This window comes from Parabacteroides sp. AF19-14 (assembly GCF_003635485.1).
Classification (GTDB): Bacteria; Bacteroidota; Bacteroidia; order Bacteroidales; family Tannerellaceae; genus Parabacteroides; species Parabacteroides distasonis.
Genome location: NZ_QTMJ01000002.1, coordinates 107,853 through 126,797 on the forward strand (window position 1 = coordinate 107,853; position 18,945 = coordinate 126,797).

The following is an 18,945-nucleotide window of genomic DNA, read 5'->3' on the forward strand; positions in this document are numbered from 1 at the left end:
TATAATTAATTGAGATTAACAATATTCAAACACCAAAAACCTACTTTCTGCTATCTCTGAGCGCAGTCCCTAATAAAAATGACTAGCTAAAACGTTCGTTTAGACTAGTCGTCCGCAAAGTTAACCATTAATTTAAATTAAGCAACATTCATTTAAATCATTTTTCGACTCTATTAGTAATAAGACTTATAATCAACACATTACATCCAATATTAAAATTGTGTCAAATGCACTATCCCATCCATCAAAATGACTAGTCTAAACCAACGTTTAAACCAGTCATTTTCACATTTATTATACTATTGAGTATGATAAAAACCATACCTTTACTCCCCCAAAGAAAGAATGCAGAAACCATGAAACTACAAATCATCGATACCGGCTACTTCTACGCCGACGGAGGCGCCATGTTCGGGGCCATTCCTAAAAGCGCTTGGAGCCGTCGCTATCCGAGCGACGAGACAAATGGTTGCGTGCTCGCCATGCGTAGCCTTGTCATAAAAACAGATGACGGACGCATCGTCCTAGTAGATAACGGAGCGGGAAATAAACACTTAAAACAACTAAGTTATTACCGCTTCTTCAACTTGGTAGACCTCGGCACGGAACTACGAAACCGGGGAATTCAACCGGAGGAAATCACGGATGTTGTCCTCACCCATCTCCATTTCGATCATTGCGGTTATACCACGCAAAAGGATGAATCTACCGGACATTTATTTCTCTCATTCCCAAATGCGAACCACTGGGTTAGCCGCAAGCAATGGGAGAATTTCCTTCATCCGAACGCCTTGGAGAAAGATTCCTATTTTATCGAGAATATGCAAGCCGTCGCGGATGCTAATTCCTTACGGCTGCTAGATGCCGACACTTCGATTTGCCCCACGATAGAGCTACGCTTGTATGATGGGCACACTCCGGGGCAAATTGTTCCCTATATCCATACGGAAGATCGGACTTTTGTCTTTGCCGGAGATGTTATCCCCCTTGTAGCCAGCGTATCCCCGGAATGGATCTCCGCTTACGACACGTATCCGGTCACGTCATACAACGAGAAACTGCGCATGCTTGCCGAAGCCGCCGAAAAAAGGCAAGCGCTCATCTACTGCCATGACGCTTACATCCGCTGCACAACCGTAAAACGTGTGAATTCTTATTATAAGAAAGACAAGGAAATACCTCTCAAGAAGACGTTTCTTTTCCCTTAGTCCCTAGCCCTTTTCCCTTTAGACCTTAGGTGTTTCTTCCATATTCCTTAGACATTTCTTATAGAAGTATTCATCATCCACCAGCCGTTGCATGATCGTCTACCAACTGTTGGATGATCATGCAACAGCTGGTGGACGATCATGCACCAGTTGATAAATAGTCTATATATATAGACAAAATCCCTAAAGTTATCGCATCAAAAGTGTAAAAGCATTAGATAAAACGGCTAATTCTATTTATCTTTGGGCGGTGATACTGAATCAATTATTGTTTTACATTCTAAACTCTAAACACATGAACAGCCTAAGCAAACTAGCGCTCGTCCTGACATTTTGCACGGGAATGATCGCTTGCTCCGGTGGTAAGGCCGTAAAAGGAGATTACGGAGTAGTGCCTTTGCCACAAGAAGTAACATTGACGAACGGAAATCCTTTCGTCCTAAGTCCATCCACGAAGATATTTTATCCGGAGGGCAATGATAAGATGAAGAAGAACGCCGAGTTCCTCGCTTCTTATATCAAGGAAATCACGGGCTATGAATTAGCAACCGCTACCGGCCAGCCCGGTAAGGGGATCAGCCTCGTTATCGACCAAAGTATCCAGAATCCGGAAGGATATCAACTGACCGTTAGCGATAACGGGATACGGATCGCCGGAAGTACGGATGCCGGCGTATTTTATGGTATCCAGACATTACGTAAATCGATCCCGGCCACGGCCCAAGGGATGAACGTAGAATTACCGGCAGCTACCATCAACGACTATCCCCGTTTTGCCTATAGAGGCATGATGCTGGATGTCAGCCGCCATTTCTTCCCCGTGGATTCGGTAAAAACGTATCTCGATATCCTTGCCTTGCACAACCAAAATACGTTCCACTGGCATCTGTCCGATGACCAAGGTTGGCGTATCGAGATCAAGAAATATCCGGAATTGACACAGATCGGATCTAAACGCAAGGAAACCGTGATCGGCCATAACTCCGGAACATATGACGGAAAGGAATACGGGGGCTTCTATACACAAGACCAGATTCGCGATGTCATCAACTATGCCGCCGAACGCCATATCACGATCATCCCGGAAATCGATATGCCGGGACATCAATTGGCAGCCTTGGCTACTTACCCGGAACTGGGATGCACCGGGGGCCCTTATGACGTATGGGGCCAATGGGGAGTAGCCGACGACGTGATCTGCGCCGGAAACGAGAAATCCATGCAATTCCTAGAAGACGTATTGAGCGAGGTCATCGATCTTTTCCCGTCCGAATATATCCATGTAGGTGGTGATGAGTGCCCGAAGGTACGTTGGGAGAAATGCCCGAAATGCCAAGCTCGCATCAAGGCGGAAGGTATCAAGGGGGACAAGAAACATTCCGCCGAGGAATATTTGCAAAGCTACGTGATCTCCCGCATGGAGAAATTCGTGGAGAGCAAAGGACGCCATATCATCGGCTGGGACGAGATCCTAGAAGGAGGCTTGGCCCCGAATGCCACGGTAATGAGCTGGAGAGGCATGGATGGAGGTATCGAAGCCGCCAAGCAAAAGCATAACGTGGTCATGACACCGAATACATATGTATATCTGGATTACTATCAATCAGCGGATACGGATCTTGAGCCCGATGCTATCGGTGGTTACTTGCCGTTAGAGAAAGTATATTCTTTTGAGCCGACAGCCGGTATCTCTCCTGAAGACCAGAAGTACGTGATCGGGGCGCAAGCCAACCTCTGGACGGAATATATCCCGACCTTCTCACAGGTAGAATACATGATCATGCCCCGTATCGACGCCGTAGCCGATATCCAGTGGAGCGATCCGTCCAAGAAAGATTATCAGACGTTCCTGCCCCGTGTAGCCCGCATGACACAACTTTACGATCGTTTGGGATATAATTACGGAAAGCATATCTTCGATATTAACGCCTCCCTGACCACCAATACGGAGAACGGAACACTCGACATTGCCTTGACGAAGTTGGGTGAAGGAGATATCTATTATACGATAGACGGTAGCGATCCTACGATCGCCAGCATCAAGTATGAAGGCCCGGTACAGATCAACCAAGATTGCGAATTCAAGGCGATCGTTGTCCGTCCGAACGGTACGAGCCGCATCTTCTCAGAAGATATCTTCTTCAATAAAGCGACGATGAAGCCCATCACCTTGAAAGAGCAACCCAGCAAAGGATACGTTTTCAACGGGGCACAGGTATTGGTAGACGGCTTACGTGGAGGAAGCAATTACAAGACCGGCCATTGGCTGGGTTTCCAAGGAAAAGACCTTGACGCCACGATCGATCTAAAGGAACCAACCGAAATCCAGAAGGTATCTTTCAATACGAATGTGGTGAAAGGTGACTGGATCATGGGCGCCTCCGCCGTAACCGTAAAGGTATCCGATGATGGCAAGAATTTCAAGGAAGTAGCTTCCAAGAAAATCCCGGAGCTAACCCAAAACGACAAGGACGGTTTATATCCCCAAGAGATATCCTTCGCCCCGGTAAAGGCCCGCTATGTCGAGGTTATCATCAACAGCAGCAAACTACCAAAATGGCACGGTGGCGCCGGAAGTCCCGCATTCTTGTTCGTAGATGAGATAGAAATCTTATACTAAATAACAAATATCATGATAAACAAAAACATCTTAATTCTTTCAGCCCTATGCTCCTGTTGCTCACTATGGGCGGATGAGGTTGTCGTGCGACATTACAATTACGCCGGCCCTTACGAGGTGAAAAAGCCTTTCCTAGCAGATAGCCTGGATGTAAACAGTAAGAGATTCTCTGACAAGGAACTATTGAACACGACCGTTCCTTTCTGCAACCTTTCCCAAAGCGGACAAACCCTTGACGCGGCGTCTTCCGGAGAGCTGACCTTGCCAACCTCGGCCTCTTCCTACGCACTACATTTGGTTTCCTTCTACCTGAATAGTGACCGCTATACAAAAGGCACCTTAAGGATCAATGGCCCTGAGATTTCAGAAGTCTACGTGGATGGACAACCCATAAAACTAACCCAAGGAGAAGCCTCGTTGACCTTGGAGCCGCGACGCTATGAAATCGTAATTAAATATTTATCTGAGAGCCACAAAGAGAATGCCTTAAAAGCCTCATTCAACCCGGAAAAAGACGCGGTGGTAACCGCGACCGTCAATCCGGAGAAACGTTATACATTAAGTGATGTATTTGATGGTAAACGCATCCAATCCGCCAGCCTGTCCCCGAATGGAAAATTCATTATCGTCTCCTATCAAGAAACCTATCCCGGCGGAAAGCAGTCCTCATTTACCCAGATACTAGACAAGGCTACCGGTTCCGTATTGGTTGAGAACGGACAGAGCTTACGCTGGATGCCTAAAAGCAATCTGGCCTATTACACAAGGAAAGGGATGAAAGGCACGGAATTGGTGACCTTAGACCCTACCAGTAAAAAGGAGAACATCCTTGCCTGCCAATTGCCTGAAGGTTCTTTCAGCTTCGGGCCTACCGAGGACTATCTATTATTCTCCATACGGGAGAAAGGACCGCAAGAACGAAAAGAGATCCAAGAGATACTGGTGCCGGATGATCGCCAACCGGGATGGAGAAACCGTATGTTTATCCATAAATATGACCTGCGAACCGGATTGTTCCAACGGCTCACCTATGGACATACTTCTACTTACATCAACGATGTATCTCAAGACGGCCACTATCTGCTATTCAGTCGTAGGGAACCGAATTTAACGGAGCGCCCTTTCTCACGTACATATATATATAAGATGGATCTACGAACCATGCATGTGGATACCCTTATAAAAGGTGAGAAATTCGTAAGCCGTGCCGTTTTCTCCCCGGATGCCACCCAATTACTCGTTGACGCGTCTGGAGAGGCTTTCGATGGTATCGGATTAAAGATCAAAGAAGGACAGACATCGAATACGAGCGACGGGCAATTATTCCTATACAATATAGCAGATAAAAGTATAAAGCCGCTTACGAAAGATTTTGACCCCTCTGTCGATTCCTACGAGTGGAACGCCCTCGATAAACAAATCTATATCACGGCGAAAGATAAGGACCGTGTTCGCATGTATAGTCTAAACCCGTCCAACGGAAAGATTAAGCAACTTCAAGCCAAGGAAGATGTCATCTCCGATTACTCCATCGCCAATCAAGCTTTCGAAATGGTTTATTTCGGATTAAGCGCTTCCAATTCCCAAAGGCTTTATACCTATAACTTGAAAAACGACGCCTCTTCCTGCTTGATCGATCTCTCCAAAGAGATCTTGAGAGACGTCACTTTAGGAGAAGTGCAAGATTGGAATTTCGTTTCCGCCCAAGGGGATACGATTTACGGCCGCTTCTATCTCCCTCCTCATTTTGATGCGACCAAGAAATATCCGATGATCGTGAATTATTACGGAGGAACAACCCCTACGGCCCGGGTGATGGAAAGCCGTTATCCTTCGCATGTATACGCCGGCTTAGGGTACATCGTCTACATCATACAACCCAGTGGAGCGACTGGGTTCGGTCAAGAGTTCTCCGCACGCCATGTCAACGCATGGGGTAAACTTACCGCTGACGAGATCATCGAAGGCACGAAAAAGTTCTGTGAGCAGCATCCTTTTGTCAACACGAAGAAAATCGGTTGCATGGGGGCTTCATACGGAGGTTTCATGACTCAATACCTACAAACAAAAACAGATATATTCGCGGCGGCCATGTCTCATGCGGGAATCAGCGACATCACCAGCTATTGGGGAGAAGGTTACTGGGGATATTCATACAGCTCGTTGGCTAGCGCTAACAGTTATCCATGGAATGCCCGGGATATGTACACTTTACAAAGTCCGCTATTTAACGCAGACAAGATCAATACCCCGATCTTGTTCTTACATGGAACCGCAGACACGAATGTTCCGATTGGAGAGAGCATCCAGATGTTTACCGCATTAAAATTATTGGGTAAGCCTACAGCGTTTGTCCAGGTAGAAGGAGAGAACCACCATATACTGGATTACGACAAACGTATCTTGTGGAATAACACAATTTACGCATGGTTCGCTAAGTGGTTGAAAGATCAACCGGAGTGGTGGGACGCATTATATCCTCCGAAAAGCCTATAAAAATCAAAATAGGTCACTCTATTCATATATATCTAAAGAGTATCTTTAATTAGATACTCTTTTTTATTTAAATACATTAGATAGTATTTATGAAACACCTTAGTCTCCGAAGAACTAAATCACTTTTCCGTTCAATATTTATTAATTATTATAAATATCTTAATAAATTATAGAACATACAACCTATGTAAACATCTGTTATGTCTAATTGTACTATTTACAGCAAGCATTTTATTTTAATAGCTGTACGGCAAATATAAAGATATATTTGCAATAAACAAACATATTGACAATAAAAATAAACTTACACGAAACTTTGTCAATACGGATTATTTTAAGTTATATGTTAATTTAATACATTCTAGTATTAATATATAGTATTAATATGCAAATTATTTTTAACTCAATCCCGCATCAATGCTAGGAAGTAACACCAAAGTACCTTACTCTCATGAAGTTCTTCGGAAACTAAGTCAATCGACTAAGTGGCAACAATTGATTACAACGATCTATTTATTAACAAATTAAACAAAAAGTATGTGTCTATGAAAAGGTTGACTTATCTATTACTATGCTTGTTTGCAAGTATAGCGTTCGCAACGGCTCAGACCACGAAGGTGACCGGTACGGTTATCTCGGCGGAAGACGATGGACCTATCATTGGAGCCTCTATCGTAGTAGCTGGTACTACTACCGGTACTGTAACGGATTACAACGGAGCGTTCACCTTGGATGTTCCTTCTAACGCGAAAAAGCTAATCGTTTCCTACATCGGTATGAAATCTGTGGAAGTGGCAGTAAAACCAATCATTAAAGTCACGATGGAGTCTGACTCTCAGAACTTGGATGAAGTCGTGGTTGTCGGTTACGGAACTCAAAGAAAAAAAGATGTGACAAGTGCCATATCTAAAGTAGGCGGTGAAGACTTAAGCAACTTGGCAACAGCGTCTTTCGACTCTCAATTAGCTGGACGTGCCGCTGGTGTACAGGTTACGACTCCTAGTGGCGTATTGGGAAGCGGCCCTCAATTCAAGATCCGTGGTATGAGTACGATCAGTTCTAACTCTCAGCCGTTATTCATCGTAGATGGCATGCCGATCGCCACCGGTGATAACGCCGATGGAAAAACCGGCTTAGGAATGGCTTACGCTTCTTACAACGCGATGTCTGATATTAACCCGAATGACATCGAATCCATTGAAATATTGAAAGACGGTGCGGCTACAGCTATCTATGGCTCCCGTGCGGCAAATGGAGTTGTATTGATCACAACTAAAAAAGGCTCCAAGGGACGTACTCAAGTAACTTACGATGGCTATGTAAGCGCAGCCAGCGCAGCTAAATTGCATGATCTTCTGGGAGCGAAAGATTTCGTGACTATCGCTAACGAGAAATACGAGAACTGGGGAATGAAAGGACAGGCTGTTTACGATCCGAACGGACCGGACACAAACTGGAATGATTATATTTTCCGTACAGGTTTCCAGCACAATCATAGCTTATCCGCCAGTGGTGGTACGGATAAAAGCCAATATTATGTATCATTAGGTTTCACGGAACAAGAAGGTATCATTCGCGCCAATGACTTAAACCGTTTGAGCTTAAAGGCAGATTTGACACAACAAGCGACAAAATGGTTACGCATCGGATTAAATGGCCAGATGACCCGTACCCGGGTTAATGGTGTCATGAATGACGAGAATTCATTGGGTGGCGTAGGTTTCGCCGGCACTCGTATGCTTCCAAACGTATCTGTATTCAATCCGGATGATCCTACTGGTTACAATATCGACGCTGAAAACCGTAAGACATTAGGTCGCGGAAGCAACCTTTCCTATATTGATAATGGTATCCAGAATATCGTCTGGGCATTAGACAATAACGTAAACCGTACGACCAATACCCGTGTATTAGGTGGTGGATGGGCTGAAATCACATTCATGGACGGATTGACTTTAAAGACACAAGCAGGCTTAGACATCTCGAATGTTAAAGATTTCATGGTATGGAACCCGGAATCAGGAGACGGATACGGCTATGGCGGCTTATTGGAAGAAATCAATACCACATACACGAACTGGAACTGGCAAAACGTAATCAACTTTAACCGTACATTCAATGATGTACATAATTTGACGGCGACAGCGGTACAAGAGTACACCCATCAAGAATATGAATATACGGACGCAACCGTGCAACAAATATCCGATGCTTTCTTCACCGACCATATCATTTCCAACACATTTGGTGAGAGATTCGTATCTGGAGGTAAAACGTTTATGGGATTAGCCTCCTATATGTTCCGTGCGAATTACAACTATGATAGTAAATATTATATCGGAGCCTCTGTCCGCACGGACGGCTTATCCAGCCTTCCGACAGACACTCGCTGGGGTACATTCTGGGGAGGATCAGCCGCTTGGCGTATCTCTCGCGAAAAATTCTGGAGCGAATCAACTATTAATGATTGGTTTAACGACTTACGTGTCCGTGCCAGCTACGCTACAATCGGAAACTCTGACCTAGGGAATTATTTCCCTTATCTGGGAACTTACGGGGCGAAGAAAGCAGGATCGAATACAGCTATCGCTTGGAACCGTATGGGTAACAGCCAGCTCAAATGGGAAACAACCGAGACTTTCGATATCGGATTGGATGGCTCTTTCTTTAATAACCGCCTGACATTCGAGCTAGCTTATTGGCAAAAGAACTCCAAAGACTTGGTGTTGGAAGTTCCTACAGCACCTACCGCCGGTATTCCTTACAACTCATATTTTGATAATATCGGTAAGATCAAGAACTCCGGTATGGAGTTGACGGTTAACGCTACAATCATCGCTACCAAAGATTGGAACTGGCAAACTAATTTCAACTTCTCCACGGCTAAGAACACGGTGAAGAGCTTATATGGCGGAACAGACATCGTAGACAATTACACAATTATTCGTGAAGGAGAATCATATAGATCTTTATATGGATATGATTATTACGGCGTAAACGCCGCAAACGGTAATCCGATCTGGAGTAAGGCGGACGGTTCATTAGTGCAATTCGACACATTCGGCTCTTACGACTATGCGGAATATGATCCTTCCAATCCTTCGGATGTCTCCAAGGCTTCTTCCTTGGACGCTAGCGACCGTAAGGTATTAGGTTCATCTATGCCTACTTGGTACGGAGGTTGGAATAACACCGTTTCTTACAAGAATTTCGATTTAAATGTATTCTTCCGCTTCTCCGGAGGTAATAAGATCATGAACGCTTCTCGTCAAAGCGCATTGTTCAATATGGATTTCTCCAACAACGGAACAGAAATCTTAGGCCGCTGGGTTTCTCCAGAGCAACCGGGTGACGGCATGACTCCAAAAATCGGTTATGGAGACGCCTCTTCCTTATTCAATGATGGATATACGGATTCACACTTCGTTGAGAGCGGCAATTACCTAAAACTATCTACGTTAGCTTTAGGCTATACACTACCGAAGGCGGTCGTATCCAAACTGAACATGACAAAGATTCGTTTCTATGTTCAAGGACAGAACTTACTCACTATCACAGGTTATTCCGGATTGGATCCTGAGACAAACTCTCGTTTAGGTGTAGATTGGAACGGTATGCCACAGCAACGTTCATTCACTTTTGGAGCGAACATTACATTCTAATTTCACAAACTAAGAAAAGTTACAATTATGTTATACAAGAAATTATATAAAAACATTTCAGTAGTAGCGCTAGGGACAGCCCTATTCTCGCTGCCCGTGTTCACCGCCTGCGAAAGCGACGTCGTAGACCTTGAACCTGTTGACAAATTCTCCGAGCTTACGGCATACGGGACAGAAGAACGTTGCGAGTTAGCCGTAGTCGGAGCTTACGATGCCGCACAATGTGGTATGTACGTAGATCCGAATGACTTTGGGTGGGCACGCGGTTATCCTTTTGGAGCGGCCAGTATATTGCAAGGCGAAATGCGCGGTGAAGATATGAACCTAACCGCCCAATTCTATGATTATACCTATTCCGCAACCTATAACTTGACTACCGCTAATAACGTGGCGATGTGGGAAACCTCTTTCGAGGCTATTAACCGCTATAATACGGTATACGCAGGTATAGAAGGCGCGGTAGCGGCGGGTGTCATAACCGAAGAGAAAGGGAATCAGTACAAAGGAGAATGCCTGTTCTTACGTGCGTTAACCTATCACAACTTGATGATCCATTATGCCCTGCCCTATAACGTAGAAGGTAACAATAACTACGGTATGCCTATTTATACGAAAGCCGTAAATGATCCCAGCCAACTCGCTGAGCAACAAAGCATAGGCCGTTCTACCGTTAAGGATACTTACGATCAGATATTAAGCGACTTGAATAATGCGGAAAGCATGCTTCCAGACATTATCGATGCCGATAAGATCGGACGTGCAAGCAAAGGTGCCGCCATAGCATTGAAAACGCGCGTATATTTGCATATGCGTGATTGGAACAATGTAGTTACTGAAGCTAAGAAACTGGAAGGCGGACGTTTCATTCTGGAAACCAATCCTGCCACTCCTTTCGTTTCTTACAAAGACAATCAGGAATCTATATTCTCCATTCCGAATGACTCTCAAGATAACGCATCTGTAAATGGAGCTATGTCCGCTATGATGTCTGCCCGTGAAGGTGGCCGTGCGATGTGCCCGACATCCCCTACCCTTTACAACTCCAAATTCTGGAAAGGGGATGACAAGCGTCGTAACCTCGTCCTTTATCGTGCGTCTGACGATTATTACTTCTGTGATAAATACCAGAATCCCCAAACACGTGAAGAGTATGCCCCGATCCTGCGCTATGCCGAGGTATTGCTAAACGAGGCCGAGGCTGCCGCACGTGCGGGAGACAAGACTCTCGCATTGGAGAAATTGAATCAAGTAAGAGACCGTTCTTTGGCCGACCCCGCTACACAAACGTATAAGGCTGGCGATTTCGCCAACACGAAAGCGCTGGTAGAAGCTATCCTTTGGGAACGTCGCATTGAGTTCCAAGGTGAAGGTCGCCGTTGGGAAGACATTCATCGTTTAGCGGCTGACGACTTGCTGCCGTCCGGTGGTATTCCCGCAAAGATCGAATACAACAATGTGAAGAACCAAGGCGCATTCGTTGTTGGTGGAGAAGTGAAAGCAGAATGGTTCGGCAACAGCAAACAGTTCATCCCGTACACAGATAAACGCTTTATTTGGCCGATCCCATTGAATGATATATTAAGAAACCCCACGCTAGCCGCACAACAGAACGCAGGCTGGTAGAATATAGACACACTCTTATTTTTTACTATGCAGGGGACATGAGAGGGCGAGGCCGGGAGGTTCCGCCCTCTTTTCTTTTAAAACGTATTGACATAATAATTCACGGGAAATCATTATCTTTGCACTCTCTAAAAGAGGCTTATTCGTTATTTCGTGATAAATACTAATAAATCAACGATATGATTCTATTCTTTCAATCTTCAACAAAGACGGTGCTGGCTGTAGAGGCCGCGCACGCTTTCTCTCCTGAAGACACTCAAAAACTGGTTTGGTTGTTTAGCGAGGCAACTCCTGTTCAATCAGAAACATTGGAAGGCTGGTACGTAGGGCCACGCCGGGAAATGATTACCCCGTGGAGTACGAACGCCGTTGAAATTACCCAGAACATGGGCCTGACCGGTATTTCCCGTATTGAGGAATATTTTCCTGTTTCTTCTGGCGACGCGGATCACGATCCGATGTTGCAACGTATCTACAATGGCTTGAATCAGGAGATCTTCACGATCAGTAAAAAACCAGATCCTATTGTCTATATTGAGGATTTGGAAGTGTACAACCAACAAGAGGGCTTGGCACTAAGCCAAGAGGAGATCGCTTACTTGAACGAGGTAAGCCAGAAGTTGGGACGTAAGTTGACCGATAGCGAGGTGTTCGGTTTCTCTCAAGTAAACTCGGAACACTGCCGCCATAAAATATTCGGAGGTGTATTCATCATCGACGGCGAGGAAAAAGAAAGTTCCTTGTTCAACTTGATCAAGAAGACTTCCGCCGAGAACCCTAATAAATTGGTTTCCGCTTATAAAGATAACGTAGCGTTCAATGAAGGCCCGACGGTAGAGCAATTCGCTCCCCTATCCGGTGACAAACCTGATTTCTTCGCCGTAAAAGATATCAAGACGGTTATCTCCTTGAAAGCAGAGACGCATAACTTCCCGACAACCGTTGAACCGTTCAACGGTGCCGCTACCGGAACAGGTGGTGAGATCCGTGACCGTCTGGGCGGTGGTAAGGCATCCTTGCCGATAGCGGGAACAGCTGTCTACATGACTTCTTACCCGCGTACAGAAGGCGCTCGCGAATGGGAGAAGATACTAGACCCCCGTCCTTGGTTATACCAGACTCCGGAGCAGATCTTGATCAAGGCTTCCAATGGTGCCTCTACATTCGGTAACCATTTCGGCCAGCCGCTTATCTGTGGTTCTTTATTGACTTTCGAGCACACGGAGAACGATAAGAAATACGCTTACGACAAAGTAATCATGCTTGCCGGCGGTGTAGGTTTCGCGAATATGCGTGATGCCTTGAAGGGCGATCCGGAACCGGGCGAGAAAGTGGTTGTGATCGGTGGCGATAACTACCGTATCGGTATGGGTGGTGGAGCCGTATCTTCCGTAAACACGGGACAATATACAAGCGGTATCGAGTTGAACGCCGTACAGCGTGCCAACCCGGAAATGCAGAAACGTGCGGCTAACGTGATCCGTGCGATCGCCGAGTCTGACGAGAACCCGATCGTCTCTATCCATGACCATGGTGCGGGTGGACACCTCAACTGCTTGTCTGAGTTGGTTGAGGCTACCGGCGGACACATCGATATGAGCAAATTGCCGATTGGCGACCCGACTCTTTCAGCGAAGGAGATCGTAGGAAACGAGAGCCAAGAGCGCATGGGCTTATTGATGAAAGAAGAAGATGTAGCCCGCGTAAAACGTATCGCGGATCGTGAACGTGCCCCGATGTATGTGGTAGGCGAGACTACTAACGACATGAAGTTTGTCTTCGAACAAGCGGACGGCGTAAAACCTATCGATATCAAGCTGGAATATATGTTCGGTAAACCGCCTAGAACGGTTATGACAGACCATACGGTCACTGAATCTTATCAACCGGTTGTTTACAAAGAATCCGAACTTCACCATTATTTGGAGAACGTACTTCAATTAGAGGCCGTAGCCTGCAAGGATTGGTTAACAAACAAAGTAGACCGTTCCGTAACCGGTAAGATCGCCCGCCAGCAATGTCAAGGAGAATTACAATTGCCGTTGAGCGACTTAGGTGCCGTAGCGTTGGATTACCGCGGGAAAGCTGGTATCGCTACTTCTATCGGTCACGCTCCCCAGGTAGCCATGGTTGATCCGGCCGCCGGTTCCGTTATGGCAATCGCCGAGTCATTGACCAATATCGTATTCGCTCCGCTGACAGATAAGTTGGAGAGCGTGTCCTTAAGTGCCAACTGGATGTGGCCGTGCCGCAACGAAGGTGAGGACGCCCGTCTGTACACGGCCGTACAAGCCGCTTCCGACTTCGCTTGCAGCTTAGGTATTAATATCCCGACCGGTAAGGACTCCTTATCCATGACGCAGAAATATGGCGACGATAAGGTGATCGCCCCGGGTACGGTGATTATCTCCGCTGGCGCCGAGGTTAGCGATATCAAGAAAATCGTCTCTCCGGTAGTAGCTCAAGACAAGAATACATACATTTATTATATAGACTTCTCTTTCGATACCTTGAAGTTGGGTGGTTCCGCCTTCGCCCAAGCCTTGAACAAGCTGGGTAACGAGGTTCCTACCGTGAAAGATCCGGAATACTTCCGTGACGCTTTCAACGCCGTACAAGACGCGATCGATAAGAGACTCATCCTTGCCGGACACGATATCTCAGCGGGAGGTATGATCACCGCCCTGTTAGAGATGTGCTTCGCCAACGTAGAGGGTGGTTTGGATGTCAACTTGGATAAGATCTCCGAGAGCGATATCGTGAAGATCCTGTTTGCCGAGAATCCGGGTATCTTGGTTCAGGTAAAGGACAAGAAGGCATTCGAAAAGTTGATGGAAGAAGCTGGCGTAGGTTTCGCCATCATCGCCAAACCGACCGACGAGCGCCATGTATTGGTATCGAAAGACGGCATCCAATATCACTTCGGCATCGACTATATGCGTGACGTATGGTACGAATCTTCTTATAAACTGGATGTAAAGCAGAGCGGAAGCGTTTGTGCCGGAAACCGTTTCGAGAACTATAAGATGCAGCCCGTACAGTACAAGTTCCACAAGGACTTTACCGGAAAGCTTTCTTCTTACGGACTCTCAGCGGAACGCCGCACTCCGAACGGCATCAAGGCCGCAGTAATCCGTGAGAAGGGTACGCAATGCGAGCGTGAGACAGCTTACGCCTTGTATCTGGCTGGTTTCGACGTGAAGGATGTCCATATGACGGACTTGGCTAGCGGACGCGAGACTTTGGAGGATGTAAACTTCATCGTATTCTGCGGTGGTTTCTCCAACTCCGACGTATTAGGTTCCGCCAAGGGCTGGGCCGGCGGTTTCTTGTATAACGAGAAAGCCAAGAAAGCGATCGACAACTATTACGCACGTAAGGATACGTTGAGTATGGGCATCTGTAACGGTTGCCAGTTGATGGCCGAGTTAGGCTTGGTTTATCCGGAGCACGAGAAAAAGCATAAGATGGTTCACAATGATTCCCATAAGTTCGAGTCTAACTTCGTTAGCTTGGAGATCCCGAAAAACAACTCCGTAATGTTCGGCTCCTTGAGCGGCACGAAGTTGGGTGTATGGGTAGCTCATGGTGAAGGTAAGTTCGAGTTCCCCTACGAGGAGAAGGAGTACAACATCATCGCTAAATACAACTACGATGGCTATCCCGCCAACCCGAACGGTTCTCCTTGGTCCGTTGCCGGTGTTTGCTCAAAGGACGGCCGCCATTTAGCTATGATGCCTCACCCCGAACGTGCGATCTTCCCTTGGCAGTGCGGTTATTACCCCGCCGACCGTAAGGAGAACGACGAGGTCACTCCATGGATCGAGGCGTTCGTGAACGCTCGCAAGTGGATCGAGAATAATAAGTAAAAATAACGGGGGTTGTTTTTAGCGTTCTTTGAACCTTAAAAACAACCCCTTTTCCTATACATTATATAATATATATCGACTTATGAAGAAGAACTACATCTGTACGCTCCTATTGGCAATCATCGCCATTTTCTCTACCATGAAAGCCCAAGCGCAGGAATTTCATTTCATGCCTAAGGTAGGTTTCAGTTTAGCCACACTTATGGGGCTAGATGGCAGTGCCCGTTCCGGTGCGAACGTTGGCGTTAGCGGTGAGTATATTTTTCCAGACGATATGTTCGCGGTGGAAGCCGGTGTTTACTACTCCATGCAAGGTGCCACGAAAAAACATAATTATGGAGGGGAATACATCTCCGCTAATCTCAACAACGATTACATTAACATCCCGATCTATGCGAAAGCATACGTCTATAAAGGTTTGAACATATTTGCCGGCCCTCAGTTCGGCTTCAACGTACATAACAAATTCAAGCTAGACGGACACAAGAAAGAGTATGTCGCCGTCAACGTAGATAAGCTATTCTACCCCTTCGACTTCTCTTTATGCGTAGGTGGTGGCTATCAATTCGAGAACGGTCTCTTTTTCACCTTGAATTACAACTTCGGCTTAACCGATGTATTAAAATACAAAGACATCCAAATCGAGGGCGAAACCAACTACTTCCCCCTTATGGCGGACGAGTCTACCGTCCGCAACGGCGTGTTCCAAGCGAATATTGGCTGGAGGTTTTAACAATTCAGATAAATACGATACAAAAAGCCGATATTCATGAAAGTTATCGGCTTTTTTATGATAGAAAACCACGAAATTCGCCTTTTGGCGCAACAATCGAAAATGTGATATCACAAACGTAAGGAAAATAATAGACTTTACAGCGAATCTACGCTTTAAGATAAGGTCGGCCTTTGGATCTAAATACTTCATCGTTAATTTTTTTATATGTTCACTCGCAAACATATGGGATATTTACGGCTATTATCCAAAATATTTCCATAAATTGCCATCATTTATCAACCTACATCTAAAACACCTCTTATGCGAGACTACAAGCCCCACAAAAGGATATCCCGTACGAATAACTTTCCATCCGTACAGAGGACAGCCGGCATAAACTGGATTGATAACAGGCCACAGACCTTGGCGCAAGCCCATCTAAGCGACGTGATACAGAGGCAAATCAAAGTAGAGGGCACGACCTATTCAATCGAGAGGCATTCCGGCCGGGAGTTCAGGAGGAACTTGATGCTCGCCCTTCAAAAATTCAAGTATAAAGACACGGGTACCAAAGCCATGTGGGAATTGGTTGATAAGGATTTGGGTAAGAGTGAAGTAATTGAATATGACGATTGGGAAGCGTTCACAAGTGCGCTATGGGATAAAGGTGTACTGACGCGTACGATCAGAGGTTCAATAATGGGACCTAAGAATATGGGTGCCCGCCCTGCTTTCACTACGTCCGTACAAAGCGATCTACCTGTAGGATTGGGAGAACATAGGCGGCATATCATCTCATCCAGCACTTTAGGGAAAGCGATCGAAGAGGGATACGAGGATCTCAAGGCAGTGGGTGGTGATACATTAGGAGCATTAAACACCTGGATTACTACCCAAGGGCATACGGCACAAACCACCGAGTATGCCGCCCTACGGACAATATGGACAATCACGCATAATAACCTGGGTAATCTTTGGGTAGGAGATGGCGCATGGAATAGTTCAATCGGATTTATCCGGGGATCTTTTCAGCAATTACTATCGGACCCCGCTCTGCAAGGATTCGGAACCGTTCCCGTCAAGGATCTAGTCAATGAGATCTTGAAGATAAAACCACCTATGCCAGCGCTAGCACAATCATGGAATGAGATTATCCAGACTTTGGTAGAGGCTATAAGGATGTCTGATCCGGTATTATCGTTTCTTTCTTTAGCGGGGGCATTTATCAATTGGTCCGAGGAAATTAAGGGTATCGAAGGCGATGGCTATAACGACCAACCTTTTCGAGTATATACGGCTTTGGATAAGTTAATGCCCAGTTCGGGATACATATCAATGAATTCTGTTTTAGCGGAACTAGACAAGCTACCTAGCCGCAGTTTCATGTATGGCAAAGAGTATTTCCCCATATATAGGAAATGGATTATACAATTTGCGATGTCCAGTGAGGATATAGGAAAGTATAAGGCTAAATCCTTAATTCAAGAATGGCTTTTAAATTGTGATCTTGATTATCCGCAAGATCCAAAAACGGATGGGTATTACGATAAATTGACCGCTATTTATTATAAATTGCTCAACGCGGATAAAAGTATATTCGCGTCAGACGGAGCATTAGCCCATTACATGGCACTTGATTGGAAACCCTAGGAAGTTACGGACTATCTTTGCTTTTTATACCTCTATGATTCTAGGCTTACATGTAAGATTATTCATACTAGAAATTGAACAAACGATAGAAATGACTAGCATAAACGTTCGTTTTTTTCATTCGTTTGCAAAGTTAAATATTATAATCCAAAAAGCAACCCTTTTTGCCGAATAATTGTTGATTTTCATCAATTTATCTAAAACCATCCTCTTCCTCTGAACTCCCTATGAAAACGACTAACGTAAACGAAGGTTTTAACTAGTCGTTTTCATAGGGAGTGAATTGCAAATCAATAAACCACGGAGGTATCTAATCTCCAATAAAACAACGTTATATGCTGAATAAACTAAAAGGATGGATCGCCCCGAACACCGTGACGAAAGACCCGAACGACAAGATCCTCATCTTGGATCCCGCCGGAAAGATCGGGCTTAACAAGGTGTACGAGGAGATGAGGGCCGAAGACACCGGCTTGCGCAAAGAGACCTTGGTACATGTAGTTACCCTTTACGAGCGGGTCATCGCCCGCCTATTGATGAACGGATACCACGTGAACACCGGCCTTTTCTACGCCGTACCCCGCTTCACGGGCTTGATCGAGAAAGGGCGCTGGAACCCTGAGAAAAACAACATTTACGTATCCTTTACCCAAGACAAGGTATTGCGGGAGGAAATCCAGAAGACGGAGATCGACATACAGGGCGAGAAAGCGGACCTTATGTACGTGATCGATACCGAGGATCGCAGCAACGGACTTACCGACGGCAGCATGACACCGGGCCGCAACTTCGCCATCCGTGGCGCTTACCTCAAGGTAGAGGGCGATGATCCAGCCGTTGGCATTACTTTCGTGAACACCGCAACCAAGGCGCAGGTGAAACTCACCTCCGACATGTTCGCCGTGAACAATCCTTCCGAGTTGATCTTCCTCGTGCCCACCGGCCTGCCGGACGGCAACTACGATCTGACGATCTGCACGCAATATATGAAAGGCAAATCCTTGCTGAAAACGCCCCGGTCTATCACCATATCCGTACACATAGGCGAGGCAGGCGGCGGAGGCGACAGCGAGAGCCCCGACGAGATCTGATACATTCTCCG

Annotated in this window: 9 protein-coding genes; all 9 read left to right on the top strand. The window is 45.9% G+C overall.

Annotation, left to right across the window (positions count from 1 at the left end):
• Positions 1-356 precede the first annotated feature (356 nt).
• Complete coding sequence (locus DWX33_RS02290) at positions 357-1,208, top strand: MBL fold metallo-hydrolase (RefSeq protein ID WP_122379760.1); 852 nt, start codon at positions 357-359, stop codon at positions 1,206-1,208.
• A gap of 295 nt (positions 1,209-1,503) precedes the next feature.
• The gene (locus DWX33_RS02295) at positions 1,504-3,828 is read left to right on the top strand and encodes a glycoside hydrolase family 20 protein (protein WP_122379761.1); all 2,325 of its coding nucleotides are present in this window, start codon (positions 1,504-1,506) and stop codon (positions 3,826-3,828) included.
• A 12-nt stretch (positions 3,829-3,840) separates the two neighbouring features.
• Positions 3,841-6,324 carry a S9 family peptidase gene (locus DWX33_RS02300; protein WP_122379762.1) on the top strand — a complete coding sequence of 828 codons (2,484 nt, stop codon included), beginning with the start codon at positions 3,841-3,843 and terminating at the stop codon, positions 6,322-6,324.
• Positions 6,325-6,869: 545 nt separating this feature from the next.
• Positions 6,870-9,986, top strand: a complete 3,117-nt coding sequence (locus DWX33_RS02305; RefSeq protein WP_122379763.1) for a TonB-dependent receptor — start codon at positions 6,870-6,872, stop codon at positions 9,984-9,986.
• Between the two features lie 27 nt (positions 9,987-10,013).
• Positions 10,014-11,609 carry a RagB/SusD family nutrient uptake outer membrane protein gene (locus DWX33_RS02310; RefSeq protein ID WP_122379764.1) on the top strand — a complete coding sequence of 532 codons (1,596 nt, stop codon included), beginning with the start codon at positions 10,014-10,016 and terminating at the stop codon, positions 11,607-11,609.
• A gap of 179 nt (positions 11,610-11,788) precedes the next feature.
• A complete protein-coding gene (gene purL / locus DWX33_RS02315) occupies positions 11,789-15,478 on the top strand; it encodes a phosphoribosylformylglycinamidine synthase (protein ID WP_122379765.1) in 3,690 nt (1,229 codons plus the stop codon).
• A gap of 82 nt (positions 15,479-15,560) precedes the next feature.
• On the top strand, positions 15,561-16,211 hold the full coding sequence (locus tag DWX33_RS02320; protein ID WP_122379766.1) for a porin family protein: 651 nt from the start codon (positions 15,561-15,563) through the stop codon (positions 16,209-16,211).
• Positions 16,212-16,514: 303 nt separating this feature from the next.
• Positions 16,515-17,843, top strand: a complete 1,329-nt coding sequence (locus tag DWX33_RS02325) for a hypothetical protein (RefSeq protein ID WP_122379767.1) — start codon at positions 16,515-16,517, stop codon at positions 17,841-17,843.
• A 335-nt stretch (positions 17,844-18,178) separates the two neighbouring features.
• Positions 18,179-18,934: a DNA-binding domain-containing protein gene (locus DWX33_RS02330; RefSeq protein ID WP_122379768.1), complete on the top strand. Its 756-nt coding sequence runs from the start codon at positions 18,179-18,181 to the stop codon at positions 18,932-18,934.
• The last annotated feature ends 11 nt before the right edge of the window (positions 18,935-18,945 follow it).